Source organism: Mycobacterium sp. pUA109, from assembly GCF_041287095.1.
GTDB lineage: Bacteria > Actinomycetota > Actinomycetes > Mycobacteriales > Mycobacteriaceae > Mycobacterium.
The window spans coordinates 127,209-143,254 of sequence record NZ_JBGGKS010000015.1 but is presented as its reverse complement, the minus strand read 5'-3'; the positions used below and the strand labels follow the sequence as shown (position 1 = coordinate 143,254).

15 protein-coding genes are annotated in these 16,046 nt (G+C 66.4%); 12 read left to right on the top strand and 3 right to left on the bottom strand.

Translation table 11 applies throughout. The features are described from left to right. Nucleotides 1–2 precede the first annotated feature (2 nt). Both ACAG26_RS18145 and ACAG26_RS18140 read left to right on the top strand, forming a co-directional pair. Nucleotides 3–1,379 carry a DUF3533 domain-containing protein gene (locus ACAG26_RS18145; protein WP_370484454.1) on the top strand — a complete coding sequence of 459 codons (1,377 nt, stop codon included), beginning with the start codon at nucleotides 3–5 and terminating at the stop codon, nucleotides 1,377–1,379. Nucleotides 1,380–1,608: 229 nt separating this feature from the next. Beyond that, a complete protein-coding gene (locus tag ACAG26_RS18140; RefSeq protein WP_370484490.1) occupies nucleotides 1,609–2,637 on the top strand; it encodes a phosphodiester glycosidase family protein in 1,029 nt (342 codons plus the stop codon). Nucleotides 2,638–2,713: 76 nt separating this feature from the next. Here ACAG26_RS18140 and ACAG26_RS18135 read toward each other — a convergent pair whose 3' ends face one another. Both ACAG26_RS18135 and ACAG26_RS18130 read right to left on the bottom strand, forming a co-directional pair. Next, nucleotides 2,714–3,373, bottom strand: a complete 660-nt coding sequence (locus ACAG26_RS18135) for an Mce protein (RefSeq protein ID WP_370484489.1) — start codon at nucleotides 3,371–3,373, stop codon at nucleotides 2,714–2,716. A 344-nt stretch (nucleotides 3,374–3,717) separates the two neighbouring features. Continuing rightward, nucleotides 3,718–4,320: a hypothetical protein gene (locus ACAG26_RS18130; RefSeq protein WP_370484453.1), complete on the bottom strand. Its 603-nt coding sequence runs from the start codon at nucleotides 4,318–4,320 to the stop codon at nucleotides 3,718–3,720. A 340-nt stretch (nucleotides 4,321–4,660) separates the two neighbouring features. Between ACAG26_RS18130 and ACAG26_RS18125 the strand changes: the two genes are divergently transcribed. Genes ACAG26_RS18125 through ACAG26_RS18080 form a run of 10 tightly spaced genes read left to right on the top strand, consistent with a single transcriptional unit; the run spans nucleotide 4,661 to nucleotide 15,307 of the window. Next, nucleotides 4,661–5,524 (top strand): ABC transporter permease, encoded by an 864-nt coding sequence (locus ACAG26_RS18125; protein ID WP_071021876.1) that lies wholly within the window; start codon nucleotides 4,661–4,663, stop codon nucleotides 5,522–5,524. A 1-nt stretch (nucleotide 5,525) separates the two neighbouring features. Further along, complete coding sequence (locus tag ACAG26_RS18120; protein WP_370484452.1) at nucleotides 5,526–6,383, top strand: ABC transporter permease; 858 nt, start codon at nucleotides 5,526–5,528, stop codon at nucleotides 6,381–6,383. After that, a complete protein-coding gene (locus tag ACAG26_RS18115; protein ID WP_370484451.1) occupies nucleotides 6,384–7,991 on the top strand; it encodes an MlaD family protein in 1,608 nt (535 codons plus the stop codon). It abuts the gene before it with no gap. After that, on the top strand, nucleotides 7,988–9,067 hold the full coding sequence (locus tag ACAG26_RS18110) for an MlaD family protein (protein WP_370484450.1): 1,080 nt from the start codon (nucleotides 7,988–7,990) through the stop codon (nucleotides 9,065–9,067). Before ACAG26_RS18115 ends, ACAG26_RS18110 begins: the two co-directional genes overlap by 4 nt. After that, on the top strand, nucleotides 9,060–10,133 hold the full coding sequence (locus tag ACAG26_RS18105; protein ID WP_370484449.1) for an MlaD family protein: 1,074 nt from the start codon (nucleotides 9,060–9,062) through the stop codon (nucleotides 10,131–10,133). The genes ACAG26_RS18110 and ACAG26_RS18105 overlap by 8 nt, the downstream gene beginning before the upstream one ends. Then, a complete protein-coding gene (locus ACAG26_RS18100) occupies nucleotides 10,130–11,242 on the top strand; it encodes an MCE family protein (RefSeq protein ID WP_370484448.1) in 1,113 nt (370 codons plus the stop codon). The genes ACAG26_RS18105 and ACAG26_RS18100 overlap by 4 nt, the downstream gene beginning before the upstream one ends. After that, entirely contained in the window at nucleotides 11,239–12,495 is a 1,257-nt protein-coding gene (locus ACAG26_RS18095; RefSeq protein WP_370484447.1) for an MCE family protein, read from the top strand. The genes ACAG26_RS18100 and ACAG26_RS18095 overlap by 4 nt, the downstream gene beginning before the upstream one ends. Further along, on the top strand, nucleotides 12,492–13,772 hold the full coding sequence (locus ACAG26_RS18090) for an MlaD family protein (protein ID WP_370484446.1): 1,281 nt from the start codon (nucleotides 12,492–12,494) through the stop codon (nucleotides 13,770–13,772). Before ACAG26_RS18095 ends, ACAG26_RS18090 begins: the two co-directional genes overlap by 4 nt. A 36-nt stretch (nucleotides 13,773–13,808) precedes the next feature. Next, a complete protein-coding gene (locus ACAG26_RS18085; protein ID WP_370484445.1) occupies nucleotides 13,809–14,507 on the top strand; it encodes an Mce protein in 699 nt (232 codons plus the stop codon). A gap of 11 nt (nucleotides 14,508–14,518) precedes the next feature. Continuing rightward, on the top strand, nucleotides 14,519–15,307 hold the full coding sequence (locus ACAG26_RS18080; protein WP_370484444.1) for a mannan-binding protein: 789 nt from the start codon (nucleotides 14,519–14,521) through the stop codon (nucleotides 15,305–15,307). A 39-nt stretch (nucleotides 15,308–15,346) separates the two neighbouring features. Here the strand turns inward: ACAG26_RS18080 and ACAG26_RS18075 are convergent, their stop codons facing one another. Next, nucleotides 15,347–16,045 carry a YoaK family protein gene (locus ACAG26_RS18075; protein ID WP_370484443.1) on the bottom strand — a complete coding sequence of 233 codons (699 nt, stop codon included), beginning with the start codon at nucleotides 16,043–16,045 and terminating at the stop codon, nucleotides 15,347–15,349. Nucleotide 16,046: the final 1 nt, after the last annotated feature.

Sequence of the window (16,046 nt, the reverse complement as noted above, 5' to 3'; positions counted from 1 at the left end):
CGGTGCCAGCAGGCCACGCACCCCTCACCCCGACCGCCGGTCTCCGCACGACACGAACGGTGCGGTTCTGGGCGGCACCGATCGTGCTGGCGCTCGCGCTGTTGGCCGCGTTGGCCGCGTTGTATCTGGGCGGCATCCTCAAACCGACCAGCAATCTGCGGCATTTCCCGATCGCGGTGGTCAACGAGGACGCCGGGCCCAGCGGGCGGCAAATCGTCGACGGGTTGGTGTCGGCGCTCGACGCCGAGAAGTTCGATGTCCGGGTGCTTTCCGCCGCGGACGCCGTCCGTCAGTTGGACACCGCGCAGGTCTACGGCCTGGTCGCGATCCCGCCGGATTTCTCGGCCACATTCCAAAACGTCGCCAAGAGTGCGATCAGCCCCGGCCGCGTCGACCGCCCGGTGATCACCATCGCGACCAACCCGCGCGCCGGGTCGTTGGGCGCCACCATCGCCGGTCAAACCCTGAACCGGGCGATCAGTGCGGTGGATGCCAAAGCGGGAGAACGGCTTTCCGCGCAGGTGGCGCAGCGCGCCGGGGGTGCGCCACTGGCCGGTGCCGTGTCGATGGTGCTCGCCAGCCCGATCAATATCCATAACACGGTGCACAATCCGCTGCCGGACGGCACCGGTAACGGGCTGTCGGCGTTCTACTATGCGCTGCTGCTGTTGCTGGCGGGTTTTACCGGCAGCATCGTGGTCAGCACGCTGGTGGATTCGATGCTCGGTTATGTACCGGCCGAATTCGGCCCGGTGTACCGGTTCGCCGAGCAGGTCAGCATCTCCCGATTCCGCACTCTATTGGTCAAGTGGGCCTTGATGATTGTGCTGGCGCTGCTGACCTCGGCGGTGTATCTGGCGATCGCCCACCGGCTCGGTATGCCGATCCCGCACGGCGGGGCGCTCTGGGGATACGGGGTGTTCGCGATCGCCGCCGTCGGCATCACCTCCACGTCGTTGATCGCGGTGCTGGGTTCGCTGGGGCTGCTGGTCAGCATGCTGGTGTTCGTGATCTTGGGCTTGCCCTCCGCGGGCGCGACGATTCCGCTGGAGGCCACCCCGCCGTTCTTTGGCTGGCTGGCCCGATTCGAGCCGATGCACCAGGTCTTCGTCGGCGCCCGTGCGTTGCTGTATCTGGATGGGCAGGCCGGTTCGGGTCTGTCGCATGCGTTGGCGGTGACGGCGATCGGCCTGCTGATCGGATTGCTGCTGGGCGCGGTGGTGACTCGCGGCTACGACCGCCGCGGCTACCACCGGATCCACGCCGTGGGCGAGGACAGCGACGACGCGGTGGCCGCCGGCGGTGAGACGCTGCCCCCGCAGCAGCCGACATCGGATATCGCCGATCCCGGGTGGAGCGGCAATTCCGTCATCCGCTAAGCCACGCCGCTCGACCACAGCCGGAGGCCTCCGCAAACCGTAAGGGGCAGAACGTAATTGCCCCGGAGCCAAACCGACGCCCAACCGTTACATATGTTGACAGTGTGATTGTTGTGGCTATTGTGTTGTTTGTCGGAGTGACCTTAGTAGCGCCGAAGGGGCCACCGTGTCGAGTCGAGCCGCAACGTTTCGGCGCCTAGCAACCCGCTGTGCCGCGGTGGCGCTGGGGATGGCGCTGGCGGCCGCCACCGGGCAGCCCGAGGCCCGCGCCGCCGACGCGCGCGAGCTGCTGGCCAACGCGATCGCCACCACCCGCGGCTCCTACCTGGTCTACAACTTCGGCGGTGGCCATCCGGCGCCCATGCTCGACGCCGCCGGCAACTGGTACGACGGCAACAGCGGTGGCCACCTGATGATCATCAAGGGAGCGTCACAACGACTTTCCCCCCACCTGCTGGTCGACAGCCACGCCGGCTACCAGGCCCGCTGTGAACGCACCCCCGGGGCGCGTACCAGCGAGGGCCTGCGGCAGGCGGCCGAGACCTATTCCCCGCTGCAGGCCTGGCAAGTGCTGGGCCAGCCCACGATCGCGATCAACGCCAACTTCTTCGACGTGCGCGGCCAGCAGGGCGGCTCGTGGCGCTCGACGGGCTGCAGCTCACCGCTGGGCGTCTACGTCGACAACACCCGCGGCCAAGGCCGGGCCAACCAACCGTTGACCGGCACCATCCCGTACGCCGGCAAGCAGGGGCTCTCCGGCGGCAATGAGCACTGGAGCGCGTTGGCGACGATGATCCTGCCGACCTCGGGTGCCCCGTCGCTGTTGTGGCCCAACGGCGGACGCGACGGCGGCGACTACGACGCCGCCGGCCCGGTCGTCACCGGGTTGGTGGAAAAGGGGCAACGATTCGTCGCGGTGAGCGGGCTGGGACTGCTATCCCCCGGCAACACCGGCCAACTCAACGACGGCGGTCCCAGCGCGGCCCGCACCGCGCTGGCCTACTCGCGGCCCAAGGATGAGATGTACGTATTCCAAGGCGGCAGTTACACCCCGGACAACATCCAGGACCTGTTCCGCGGCCTGGGCAGCGACACCGCACTGCTGTTGGACGGCGGCGGATCGTCGGCGATCGTGTTGCGGCGCGATACCGGCGGGATGTGGGCCGGCGCCGGGGCGCCGAAAGGCTCCTGCGACACCCGCCAGGTGCTCTGCGACTCCCACGAGCGCGCCCTGCCGAGTTGGCTCGCGTTCAACTAAGTAGCGCGAGCAGACGCAAAAGCCCCCATTTCGGGGCCGAAATGGGGGCTTTTGCGTCTGCTCGCGGGCTAACCCCTCAGGGCATCTCCAGCTTGCTGGCCAGCCACCGGCCGTTGACCTTCTCCATGGTCATCGTGATGCGGCTGCGATCCAACTGCGGTTGGGGCGCCGCGGCGTTGCTCACCGACTGGTCGATGAACAGCATCACCACGACCTTGTTCTTGGTGGCGGACTTGACCGCCGCTTCGATCACCGTGCCGTGCGCGACGGCCTTGTTCTCGATGAGCAACTGACGGAGCTGTTCGCTGGACTGGGTGTACATGTCCTTGAACTCACCGGTCGCCCCGTCGAGGACCTCAGCGAAGTTCTTGTCGATGGCGTTGGGATCAATAGTGGTCAACGCCAGGGTGAATTTTTGGGCCGCCTCAAGCGCTTGGGCGGCGGCGACATCTTTCTGGTGCTGCTGGTACAGCAACCACCCCTCATAGCCGGCGCCGGCCAGGACGAGGACCAACACCGCCGCAGCGAGCCACCGCCGCAGCGAGTTGCGCCGCCCGCTGTCGTCGCCGGAACCGGACCCCGCCCGCGACTTCCGCTTCCACCACCGCGTCGGTTTCCCCGATTTTTCGGCGGCGCTCTCGTCGCCCTCCTGGGGCTCGTCGTCCGGCTCGGGATCGTCATCGTCATCGTCGGCGGAGTCGCGCGTCGGCGTCTCGCCCTCCGCCGCGTCTTCCACTGTTACGTCCGAATTTTCGGTTAGTTCGTCCGGTTCTTCGGTCGGGTCTTCGGCGACTTCGGCCGTCTCGGCGTCCTCGTTGTTGGCGTCTGGATCGCCGGCGCGTACCGCCGCGGTATCTGCCGAAGACTTCAACTCAACGATCCTCTCCCTGTGATCTCCGCCCGGAATCGGTCACCGAGAGCCACCTGGCCCTGCACCAGCGATCGACCCGGACGGTGGTCGGGACTGACCGGCAAGCCGTGGCCCGCACATCCCGTGTTCTGGTTGGCCACCATACGGGTAATCCCGGGCTCCCGATAGTAGTTGTCGGGTCACGCCTCGGCCACTTGCCGACGCACCCGTTAATTACAGGCGCCCGAATCCCGTAACGCGTTGCCCCATCCGGCGGCGTGAACGATGTGCGCGTGCGTAACCCCGGACGGTTCCTTGCGTTTCATACTGTCGGCGATGCTCGAGAGTTGAAACAGGACGCTGGTCATCTGTTCGCCGCCGTAGATCGGCGAGTACGGGCCGAAGTTGTCCGGAGTGTTCCGGATGGTCAACGGCTGCAGTCGCGGCGCCAAGAAGCCGGTCGACTGGTCGATGTTGGCGACCACCGCGTTGACCTGCGACTGCACACCGGAGTACACGTCGTGGTTGTCGCCGAGAACGCGGTTGACATCGTTGATCTGACCCATCAGCGGGTCGAACTGCGCGGCGAACCACTGACAGGAATCCGACATCCCGCTGACCATCTCCGGCGTCACCTTCTCTGTGAACGTGCTGTACGGCCAGATCTCCGAGTGCGGCGACCAGTCGGAGGGCCCGGGGGTGAACACCGGCAGCGGTGGTGGCGGGCTTGAATCGGCAACTGCCGGACCGGATGTCAGCAACGCGGCCGCGGCCAACGCGCAGCCGCTGCCCAGTGCGGCGGTCCCGCGCTGTCGCACATTCTTCGACACCATTGGCATCCTCCCAGGGCTTGCATCGGCCGACCGCCCGCCGTCGCCGATCATCTTGCCCGAATCGGCCACACCAGGTCGCCGGATGGCCGAAGATGGCCAGATGGGGGCGTCTCAGCGGGACCGCGTAGATTGCCTTGGACGCACCGGCTCGGGCCGCCCAGACCTCCTCATGCCAGTCGTCCAAAATTGGTATTGCAGAAACCTACCGCAGGGTAAGGACGGCCGTTAACATGTCCGCCGTGGATCACCCCGTCAGCGCGCAGCAGCCGGCTCTGCTCACCGCGGCGTTGTACAGCCGTCGGTGGACGGCCACGGCCGGTTGCGGCTCGGGCAGCAGCGCATGACCACCCAGGAAGAGCAACAGCCCGCGCGGGCATCCGATGGTGTGGCCGCCATTGAGGAGTGGACTACCGGGTACGTCAAGCGGCATCCGCTGGCCTCGTTGACCACGGTCGGTGAGCAGTATGTGTTGGCGGTGCGCACGGTGCAGTGGTTCTTTATCGATTTGTTCACCGGCCGGTTTCAGTGGGGCGAGTTTTTGCGGCAGGGCGCGTTCATGGCCGGCACCGCGGTGTTACCGACGATTTTGGTGGCGCTGCCGATCGGGGTGACGCTGTCGATTCAGTTCGCCCTGTTGGCCAACCAGGTGGGTGCGACGTCGTTGGCCGGGGCGGCGGCCGGGCTGGCGGTGATCCGGCAGGCGGCCTCGCTGGTGGCCGCGGTGATGATGGCCTCGGCGGTGGGGTCGGCGATCACCGCCGACCTGGGCTCGCGCACCATGCGTGAGGAGACCGACGCCATGGAGGTGATGGGGGTGTCGGTGATCCGCCGCCTGGTGGTGCCGCGGTTCGCGGCGGCCATCATGGTCGGGGTGGCGCTGACCGGGATCACCTGTTTCGTCGGCTTTTTGGCCAGCTACCTGTTCAATGTCTATTTTCAGCACGGCGCGCCGGGCAGCTTCGTGGCGACGTTCTCCTCGTTCGCGACACCGGAGGACATGATCGTCGCGCTGCTCAAGGCCATCGTGTACGGGGCGATCGTCGCGATCGTCGCCTGCCAGAAGGGGTTGTCGACCAAGGGCGGGCCGACCGGGGTGGCCGATTCCGTCAACGCGGCCGTGGTGGAAGCCATCCTGCTGCTGATGATGGTCAACGTCGGCATCAGCCAGCTGTATAACGTGCTGTTCCCGCGGACGGGGCTATGACGTGACCGCCACACCCTATGTTCCCGCTTTGGCCCGGCCGTTTGTCGCGGCCTATCGCCGGGCGTCCAAGCCGGCCATCGTGCTGGGGCACATGGTGGTGTTCTTCGTGCGGGCCGCGGTCTCGGTGCCCGCGGTGTTGCGGTCCTACCGTAAGGAGTTTTTGCGGCTGCTGAGCGATATCGCGTGGGGCAACGGCTCCATCGTGGTCGGCGGCGGCACCGCCGGGGTGGCGGTGGTGCTCGGGTTCACCGCGGGCGCGCTGGTGGCCATCGAGGGCTACAACTTTTTGAACCTGCTCGGGCTGGGTCCGGCGACCGGCATCATCTCCTCGCTGGTCAATACCCGCGAACTGGCGCCGCTGATGGCGTCGCTGGCGTTCGCCATGCAGGCCGGCTGCCGGTTCACCGCGCAGCTGGGCGCGATGCGCATCGCCGAGGAGATCGACGCGCTGGATTCCATCGCGATTAAGCCCATCCCGTATCTGGTGACCACCCGGCTGATGGCGTCGATCATCGCGGTGATCCCGCTGTATGTGGCCTGCCTGGCGATCACCTACCTGACCTGTCAGGTCGCCACCGGGGTGATCAGCGGCGGCTCCATCGGCCCCTACCTGCACTACTTCACCATGATGCTCTCGGGTAAGGACATCATCTATTCGGTGATCAAATGCGTGGTGTTCGTGTGGATCTCGTCGACCATCCAGTGCTACTACGGTTTCTACGCCAGTGGTGGTCCAGAAGGTGTCGGGGTGGCCGCCGGGCACGCCATGCGGGCTTCGATCACCGTGGTGATCATGTTCAACATGCTGCTGACCATGGCGCTGTGGAGCATCGACGCCGGCGCGAGGTTTGGTGGGTAGATGGGTAATTCGCTCGACCTGGACGGCCGCGGCCCCACCGACCAACAACTGCTCGGCTACGGGCTGGCCATCTTCGCGGTGATCATCGCGGTCACCGCCACCCTGCTATACAAATCCACCGGTCGGCTCAACGAGTACGTGCGGGTGGTCGCCGACCTGGTCAACGTCGGCGACGGTCTGCCCAGCCAGTCCGACGTCAAATACCACGAGCTGCTGGTCGGCTCGGTCAAGGACGTCACCCCGGCGGCCTTCGGCAAACCCAACTACGTGTACATCGATCTCAAACCCCAATACGCCAAAGACATCCCGGCCACCGTGACCGCGCGGGTGGTGCCCTCCAACGTGTTCGCGGTGTCCTCGGTGCAACTGGTCGACCCCGGCGAGGGCCATCGCGGCACCGCCATCGGCAACGGCGCCCACATCCCCGAGGACCAAAGGCAGTCGACGGTGATCTTCCAGACCACCATTTCCAAGCTGCGCGACCTCCTCGCGGCGACCGGGCGGGGACGCGAGGACCACAGCGTCGGCATCCTGGCCGCCGTGCAGGCGGCCACCGAGAACCGCCGCACCAAGCTGCTCACCGCGGCCGGCCAGCTGACCCACATCCTGAACGAACTCGACGCCATCGTCGCCACCGACCCCGAGGCCCCGTCGACGGTGTCGGCGCTGTTGGATGCGACCCGCGGCTTGCAGTCCACCGCACCCGATCTCGTCGACGCCCTGCACCAGGCGATCAAACCGATGCAGACCTTCGCCGAGACCCGCGCCCAGCTGGAATCGCTGCTCGCCGGCTCCCAAAACACGTTGGGCACCACCCGGACCGCCATCGACAACCACATCGACCAGCTGATCCAGATGAGCCATGACCTCACCCCGGCGCTGGGCGTGTTCGCCCAAAACGCGCACCACTTCGTGCCGATCTTCACCCGCGTGCACAAGCTGTCCGACCTGTTCTTCGAAAACGTCTGGATTGACGACGTCGACACCGGCAATATGCGGGTGAACCTGTCGTTGACCCCGACCTACACCTACACCCGGGCGGACTGCCCCCGCTACGGCGAGCTGAAGGGGCCCAGCTGTTACACCGCGCCACTGGTTGCTCAGCGGCCCGACCTGCCGGAGTCGATGCTGCCACAGAACTACCATTTCCCGGCCGGCCTCGAGCCGCCGCGGGGCACCCACATCGGCCCCGACGGGAACCTCATCGCCGACGGGTTCCCGCTCGTCAACCCCAACCCCAACCTGGAAGACCCGAACCCCCCGCTGCCGTGGTGGACGGCCCCCGCGCCCCGGATTCCCGGCACCGCCGACCCCGACCTGGGCGGCCCGCCGCCGCCGCCGGGGCCGCCTATCCCGGCGTTCCCGCCGGGCCCGGAGTTGGGTGTCCCGCCACCCCCGCTGCCGCCGGGCCCGCTGCCGGCCGAGGCCGCACCGGCGTCGTTCGGCGGCAATGTCGGACCGGTGGGTAGCGAGGTCGAACGCGCCCAGCTCGGGGTGATGACCGGCCAACCGCACCCGGCGTCGGTGGCCACCCAGCTGCTGCTGGGCCCGGTGGCCCGGGGTATGACGGTCTCGCTCGAGTCCGAGCCAGCGGAGGGGCCGAAATGAGAACGCGGGGACCGCTGATCGGTCTGTCCATCTTCATGGTGATCGCGATCGCGGTGACCTGGCTGGTCTACGCCACCCTGCAACGCGACGTGGCCGGGCCGACCAACAAGTATTCGGCGGTGTTCACCGACGTGTACGGGCTGCGGGAAAGCGACGACGTGCGCATGGCCGGGGTGCGCGTCGGCCGGGTGGAAAAGATCGAACTCGACGGGAAACTGGCCAAGGTCAGCTTCATCGTCCAAAAGGACCAGAAGCTCTACGGCAACACCGTTGCCTCGGTGACCTACCAAAACATCATCGGGCAGCGCTACCTGGGCCTGTCACTGGGCAAGGTCGGCAATACCGATCTGCTGCCGCCGGGCAGCGTCATCCCGGTGGAACGCACCGATCCCTCGTTTGACGTCGGCCACATGCTCAACGGATTCGAGCCGCTGTTTTCCTTGCTGGACACCAAGGCCGCCGACGACCTGACCAAGGGCGTCATCCAATCCCTGTCCGGGGACAAGGCGTCGATCACCGAACTGGTGGAGCAGAGTTCGGTGCTCACCCAATCGATTGCCGGGCGCGATGAAGCCCTCGGTAACCTGATCACCAGCCTGTCCAAGGTCACCGACAACGTCGCGACGCAAAACGACAACCTCGATCACGCGCTGAATCAGGCCCGCATCATCGTCAGCGACTTCGACGCCCGCCGCCCCGCCCTGCAGTCCTCGGTGGGTTCACTGGCCCACGTGACGCGGCAGCTGTCGATCATCATGAACGAGGTCTACCCCTCGCTGAACGAACTCATCACCCGCCAGCCCGGTTTCGCCAAACACATGGTCGGCATCGAACCCCAGCTGGCGTTCATGGGCGATAACCTGCCGCTGCTGCTGAAGGGCCTGGCCCGCATCGTCGGGGAGGGCGGCTACGGCAACGCCTACATCTGCGACCTCAACCTGACCGGCTTCTTCCCCGGACTCAACGACATCGTGACCTTCATCGTGAACGCCGCAACCCCAGGAAACGCTCGGGTGATCACCAAGGAGAACCAGGCCTGGCACACGCCCCGATGCAGGAACATGTCCAATGGCTGAGATCACGGCACCCATTCCGAAGCCCCGGCAGTCGTTCATCCAACGCTGGCGGAGTCGGCCGCTGGAGACCTACAACAGGACGTTGCTCGGGGTGATCGCCCTGGGCGTGATCACGGTGCTGGTCGCGATCTCGCTGTTCATCAAGCTGCTCGGCTTCGGCTACACCCACTACACCGCCGAATTCGCCCAAGCCGCATCGCTGCGCCCCGGAAACCCCATCACCGTCGCCGGTATCGAAGTCGGCACGGTCTCATCGATGAAACTGGTCGACGGTCACGTCGAGGCCGGGTTGACGGTGCGCGACAACGTTCCGCTGGGCAAAGACACCCGCGCGGTCATCAACGTGATGACCATCTTGGGTTCGCGCTATCTGGCGTTGATCCCCGACGGCCCGGGGTCCTTGCCGCACAAGACAATCACCCTCGACCACACCCAGGTGCCCTACGACCTGCAGACCGCGTTGGAAGACGCGACCACCACCTTCGACCAGGTCAACTCCGACCAGTTCGCCCAGTCGCTGGCGGTTTTGGGCCGCCAGCTCAACGGGCTGCCGGCCATCTTGCCCCAGGCCATGGCCAACCTGAACACGTTGTCCGCGATCACCGCCGGCCGGCGCGATCAACTGGGCACCCTGCTCAAAAGCACTCAGCGGGTGGCCAACACGCTGCGCGCCCAGCAGACGAATCTGGGTAACCTCGTCGACCGGGGCCAGGACCTGCTCGGGACCTTCGTCGCCCGACAAGCCACCTTCCACGCGATGCTGGCGGCCCTGACGAACCTGGCCGGCGACCTGAACAACATCGTCGTCAACGACCGGCCGATGCTCGATGACATGCTCAACAGCCTGCACCAGTTGTCGGACATGATCGGCCAGCACGACGACCTGTTCCGCAGCTTGCTGCAGATCGGTCCGGTGCCGCTGCGCGGTTTGGCCAACGTCACCGGATACGGGCCGGCCGTCGAGTTCTACACCGCCAACGGGATCGCCGTGGACTCGTGGATGTGCGCGATCAGCGGGCGCGCCAAGCAATTCGGGATGATCGAGTACTTCAAGGACTGCAAATGAGCGGCAGAAGTAGGGTCATCGCCCTGGTGACCGGCATCGCCGTGGTGGTGGCGGCGGTGCTCGGCGGCATCGCGTACTACGTCTACAAGCAGGTCAACACGATCACGGTGACCGCCCAGTTCGACAGCGCGGCGGGGCTTTACGAGGGCAACGTGGTCGCGGTGGTCGGCATGCCGGTGGGCGAGGTCACCAAGGTCACGCCCAAGGGTGAGTACGTCGAGGCCGAATTCACCGTCGACAAGAACGTCAAGGTGCCCGCCGACGTGCACGCGGTGACCATCAGCACCTCGATCCTGACCGACCGTCAGATCGAACTGACGCCGCCGTATAAGGGCGGCCCGGTGCTGCGCAACCACGACATCATCGGCCTGCCCAGAACCAAGACCCCGGTCGCGTTCGACAAGGTCCTCGACATGCTGGACAAGATCACGAAGTCGCTCAACGGCGAGAAGACGGGCGACACGCCGATCGGCGACCTCATCAACGCCGCCGCCGAATCCACCGAAGGCAACGGCGAGAAGGTCAAATCGGCACTCAGCGAGCTCTCCGGGGCGCTGCGGCTCAGCTCCGACCGCGGCGAAGCGACCCGCGATCAGCTGACCACGATCATTACCAACCTCAGCTCGTTGATCGACGCGGCGGCACGTAATGACGCGAAGCTGCGCGAATTCGGGTCGACAACCCACCAGCTGGCTCAGATCCTGGCCGACGAGGATCTCGGCACCGGCACCACCGGCCGCACGCTCAACCAGATCATCGCGCAGGCGACGAGCCTGATCCAGGCCAACCGGGACAACCTCAAACAGAGCATCATCAACGGGAACACCGCCGTCACGTCCACCTCCGAGCGCAAGCGCGAAGTGGCCGAGCTCATCGATGTGTTGCCGCTGATGCTGGAAAACACCTACAACGCCATCGATCAGGTCAACGGCGCGGTGCGCGTGCACGTGCCCGTCGACAAGATTCTCACCGACACCCAGTCCACCAAGGAACTCTGCAACATGATGCATCTGCGTCAGTTGGGGTGCAGCACTGGGACATTGGCGGATTACGGACCCGACTTCGGCTTGACCTTCATTCTCGACGGACTTTCGGCGATGGGGCAATGACGATGGCGCGGCACACAAAACGGGCGTTGGCGGCGATGGCAGCTACCGCCCTGCTCAGCTCCGGCTGCGCCACGAACGGGTTAGGCAGCCTGCCGCTGCCGGCCCCGGGCATCGGCACCGGTGGATACATGATCAACGCGGTGTTCTCCAACGCGCTGAACTTGCCCGCGCACGCCAAGGTCAAGCTCGCCGGGGCCGACGTCGGGCAGCTGGAGTCCATGGTCGCGCGCAACTACACCGCGTTCACCACGCTGCGCCTGATGGATGGGGTGCGGGTTCCGGTGGGCAGCACCGCCGAACTGCGCTCGGCGACACCGTTGGGCGATGTGTTCGTCGCGATCAAACCCCCGGACCCGCTGGACCCCAAGGCGCCGCTGCTCAAAGAGGGCGACACCATTGGCCTGGAGTCCACCGCGGCCGCAGCGACGGTGGAGTCGGTGCTGAACTCGGCGGCCCTGCTGGTCAATGGCGGCGCGGTGCGCAACTTCACCAACTTCGTCAACGGCGCCGGCCGGGCCACCGGAAACCAGGGGGAGGCGTTCGGCAACCTGATCAACCAGACCAACGACCTGCTGGCCAAACTCAACAGCCGATCCGGCCAGATCGAGAACGCCTTGACCGAAACCGCCGCCCTCGGCGACCGGCTCGAAGAAAAGAACCAGGCCCTCACCGACTTCTTGAGCAACGTGGGTCCCGCCACCGACACGCTGGCCGCCAACACCAACCAAATCGCCGATGTGATCGAGACGCTGGGCGCCACCAGCGATCAGCTCAGACGATTCCCGTCCATCGCCGGCACCGACACCAGCGGTCGCAGCGTGATCAAGGATCTCAACACCGTCGCCGGCTCCTGGAACGATGTCGCGCTGAGCCCGGACACCAGCCTGTACGCGCTGAACCGGCTGATGCCGCCGATCGTCAAGTTGCTGCCGGGCACGGCGATTTCGGTGCGCGCCTCGATCGACCGGCTGGTGCTCGGGTCGATCCCCGACGCCGGCTGGAAGGGCGACGTGGCCTTCCATGGGCCCAAGCGCTACGACTGGGCCAAACTGGCCGGCTCGGTGAAGTATGTGCTGTGGCGGCTGCAGGAACGGGTAGTGGGGACCGGACCCAACACCAACATGGGCCAGGTGCCGTGGTTCCCGGTGGGGCCGCCGCTGCCGCCCACCCCCGCTGAGCAGCAGGCCCAGCAGGAAATCGAGTCGCACAGCCCCGGGCCAGGCAATCCCGGACCGCAGGTGCCGGCGCCGTGATCAACACCATTGCCCGCTTCCTCGTCGCCCTGGTCAAGGCCGGCTACCGCCAGCGCAACTGGGTGTCCGGGATCGCGCTGGCGTTGACCCTGGTGGTGTCGGTCGCCTACCTGCTGGTCGGCGCGCTGCGGGTGAACCCGCTGGACACCACCTACCAGGTCAAGATCGCGCTGCCCGCATCCGGCGGCCTGCTGGCCAACCAGGACGTCGCGGTCCGCGGGATCCCGGTGGGGCGGATTCAATCGCTGCACATCACCCCCGACGGGGTCGAAGCGATCGCCAAGATCAAAAAGAGCGTGAAGATCCCGGTGCCGCCGGAATGTCCGAAGGACAAGCCACATCTGTGCCAGGTGCATGTCTCCGGGCTGTCCGCGGCCGGCGAGCAGTACATCGACTTCGAGCCGCGCTCCACCGAAGGCCCCTACCTGTCCAATGGCAGCGTCGTCGGGCCGGGGCGGGCCACCACACCGGTTCCGCTGTCGCAGCTGCTGGCCGACACCAACGGGGTGCTGGCGCAAGTCGATCCGAAGAAGCTCGAACTCATCAAGCATGAGCTGGGCATGAGCAAAGAGGGGCCGCGCAAGCTCGCCGACATCGTCGACGGCGGCATGTTCTTGCTGTCCACCTTGGACCCGGTGCTGCCGCAGACCACCAGTCTGCTGCGCAACAGCCGTACCGTGCTGACCCTGCTCACCGACAAGAACGCCGGCCTGGCCGCCACCGCGGACGAGCTCAGCGAGGTGCTGACCGGCGTCACCAAGATGGACGGCGGATACCGCAGGTTGGTCGCCCAGACGCCCGGGTTGATGTCGGCGATCGACACGCTCTACGACGACAACTCCGACACGATGGTGGGGCTGCTCGCCAACCTGGCGTCGTTGTCGCAGTTGCTCTACGTCCGGGTGCCCGCGCTCAACGCACTGTTCCCGAACTACCGCGGTTCCGGGTTGGAAGCCTTGATGGCGGTGATGCATGAGAACGGACTGTGGGCGACCGCCGATATCTACCCGCGCTACGTCTGTGACTACGGCACCCCACGCCGCGTCTCGTCGGGTGCGGACTACCCCGAGCCATTCATCTACGGGTACTGCTTCGACGACGATCCCAGCGTGCTGATCCGCGGCGCCAAGAACGCGCCGCGCCCCGCCGGGGACGACACCGCGGGCCCGCCGCCCGGCGCCGACCTCAGTGCGACCAGTGACCCAACGCCCAAGGGCCGCTACACCATCCCCACCCCGTATGGCGGGCCCGCGCTGCCGCTCGAGCCGCCCCGCTAGACCGCACCGCATCGCAACGCGCAAGGAGAGACCACCGTGACAAACAAAGACGACCCGGTAGTCGACGACACCGAGGAGAAACCCGAGGAAGCCGCAGCTGCCAGCGAACCGGCGGCGGTCGACACGGATACCGAGGGCGAGGCCGCAGCCGAGGTCGACGCTGAGACCGACACCGACACCGACACCGACACCGACACCGACACCGACACCGACGATGAGGTCACCGGGCTGGAGCCGACCGTGCAACGGCAGCGGTCCTGGAAACGCTATGCGCGCATCGGGTTGGTGGCTGCGGCGTTCACCGGCGCCTTCGGCCTGGCTGGTGGACTCGGCTGGCAGCTGTGGCAGCAGCACCTGCTCAACCAGGCGGCCAATGCCGCGCAACAGACCGCGGTGAGCTATGCCCAGGTGCTGACCAGCATTGACTCGAACAAGGTGGATGACAACTTCGCCGCGGTCCTCAACGGCGCGACGGGGGACTTCAAGGACATGTACACCAAGTCGAGCGTGCAGCTTCGGCAGCTGCTGATCGACAACAAGGCGGCGGCACAGGGCACCGTGGTGGAGTCGGCGATCCAGTCCGAATCCAAGAACAAGGTGGTCGTGCTGCTGATGGTCGACCAGAAGGTCACCAACACCGCGCTACCCGACCCGCGGGTGGACCGCAGCCGGATGAAGGTGACCATGGAGAAGGTCGACGATCGCTGGCTGGCAAGCAAAGTCGAACTGCCCTAGGAGCGAGCAGCATGTGGGTGACCCGGCTCGTGGCGAGCATGGCAAGTGTCGCGGTCATGGGCGCGACCGCGGCGATCGGGACGGCGCCCGTCGCCTCGGCATCGGCGGCATCGTTTTGCGGCGGGCTCGGCGGCGATTTCGACGGGCACTACTGCCACACCGCGGTGGTCTCCGAACGCAAAGCCACCCGCGACATCAAGATGGCCGTGCCCGACGGTTTCGTGGATCGCCCCGAGATCAGCGAATACCTGCGCAACCTGTTCAATAACTGGAAGATCAAGGGCGCCAGCATGGTCCAGGACAGCTGGGGCGAGGAGAACTACGAGATCTTCCCGCACGGCGGCGCGACCAGCGTGGTGTTCCACGAGGACTACCACGCCGACGGTCCGTGGATCAACAACGCCTACCGCACTTTCAGCTACGACGCCGGCGGCCGACGGCTGCAGCTCGCCGATATCACGAAACCGGGGGTCGACCCGCTGGCAGCGATCCCGCCGCTCGCCGAGCCCTACATCATCGAGGCGCTCGACGCCGCACACTGGGAGCACAACCCGCAGACCTACCCGTTCACCCCGGACCGCTGGACACCGGACAAACCGTTCGGCGCCGGGTACAAGGCGTGGGCTATCACCCCCGATGAGCTGATCCTGTACCTGCCGGATTACCCGGTCGGCCACGACACCCCAATCAATTACGGCACCTTCGACTGGCAGTGGTACATGGACGGCGGCACGGTGGAACCGCACATCCCGCTGGCCGCGCTCAGCTCGATCCTGCGGCCCGAGTACGGCGGCGCCTAGGGCGCGTAGAACACGTTCACTCTGCGCTGACCAGGCGTGTTACTCGCACTTTTGCCTGGTAGCCGCAGGGTCAACGCCAACGGTAAAGACCAGCAGGCTCACCGCGACCACCGCCGCCGCCAACGCGATCACCGGGGCCACCACCACACGGGAGAGCGTCGCGCCGACAACCGCGCCGCCCACCATCGCGGCAACGACGCTGTAGCGCAGCTTTTCCCGCTTACCGGTGCCGCCGGCCAGTCGGCTGTCGACGCCGAGTCCGACGATCGTCGAGGTCAGCACCGTGGTGTAGAGCTCCTGGATGCCGAACTGGCGCGCCGTAGAATTCTGCAGGCCAAACGCCAGGGCCCCGCTCGCGATCACGATGAGTTTGCTGCTGTCGTGGTAGTGCAGCACCCCGGTCCCGGCCAGGATCGACAGCACCGCTAGCACCACGATCTCGGTGCCCAGCGCCACGGTCAGCCAGACCCGGATCCGGTGGCCCAGCCACCGCACGAATCGGCCGCCGACGATCGCGCCGGTCACAAATCCGCCGAAAGACACTGCGGCGCCGGTCCAGTCGATGCCGGTTCCGGGCACGAACAAGAACCCGACGAAGATCGCGTTGCCGGTCATGTTCGCCACGAACACGTGGCCGAGCACCAGGACGCTGATCGCGTCGATCAGGCCGGTCGCGACGGTCAGCAGCAGCAGCGCTGCGACGATCCGCCGGCGGCCAATCGGCAGAGTCTCGGTCATC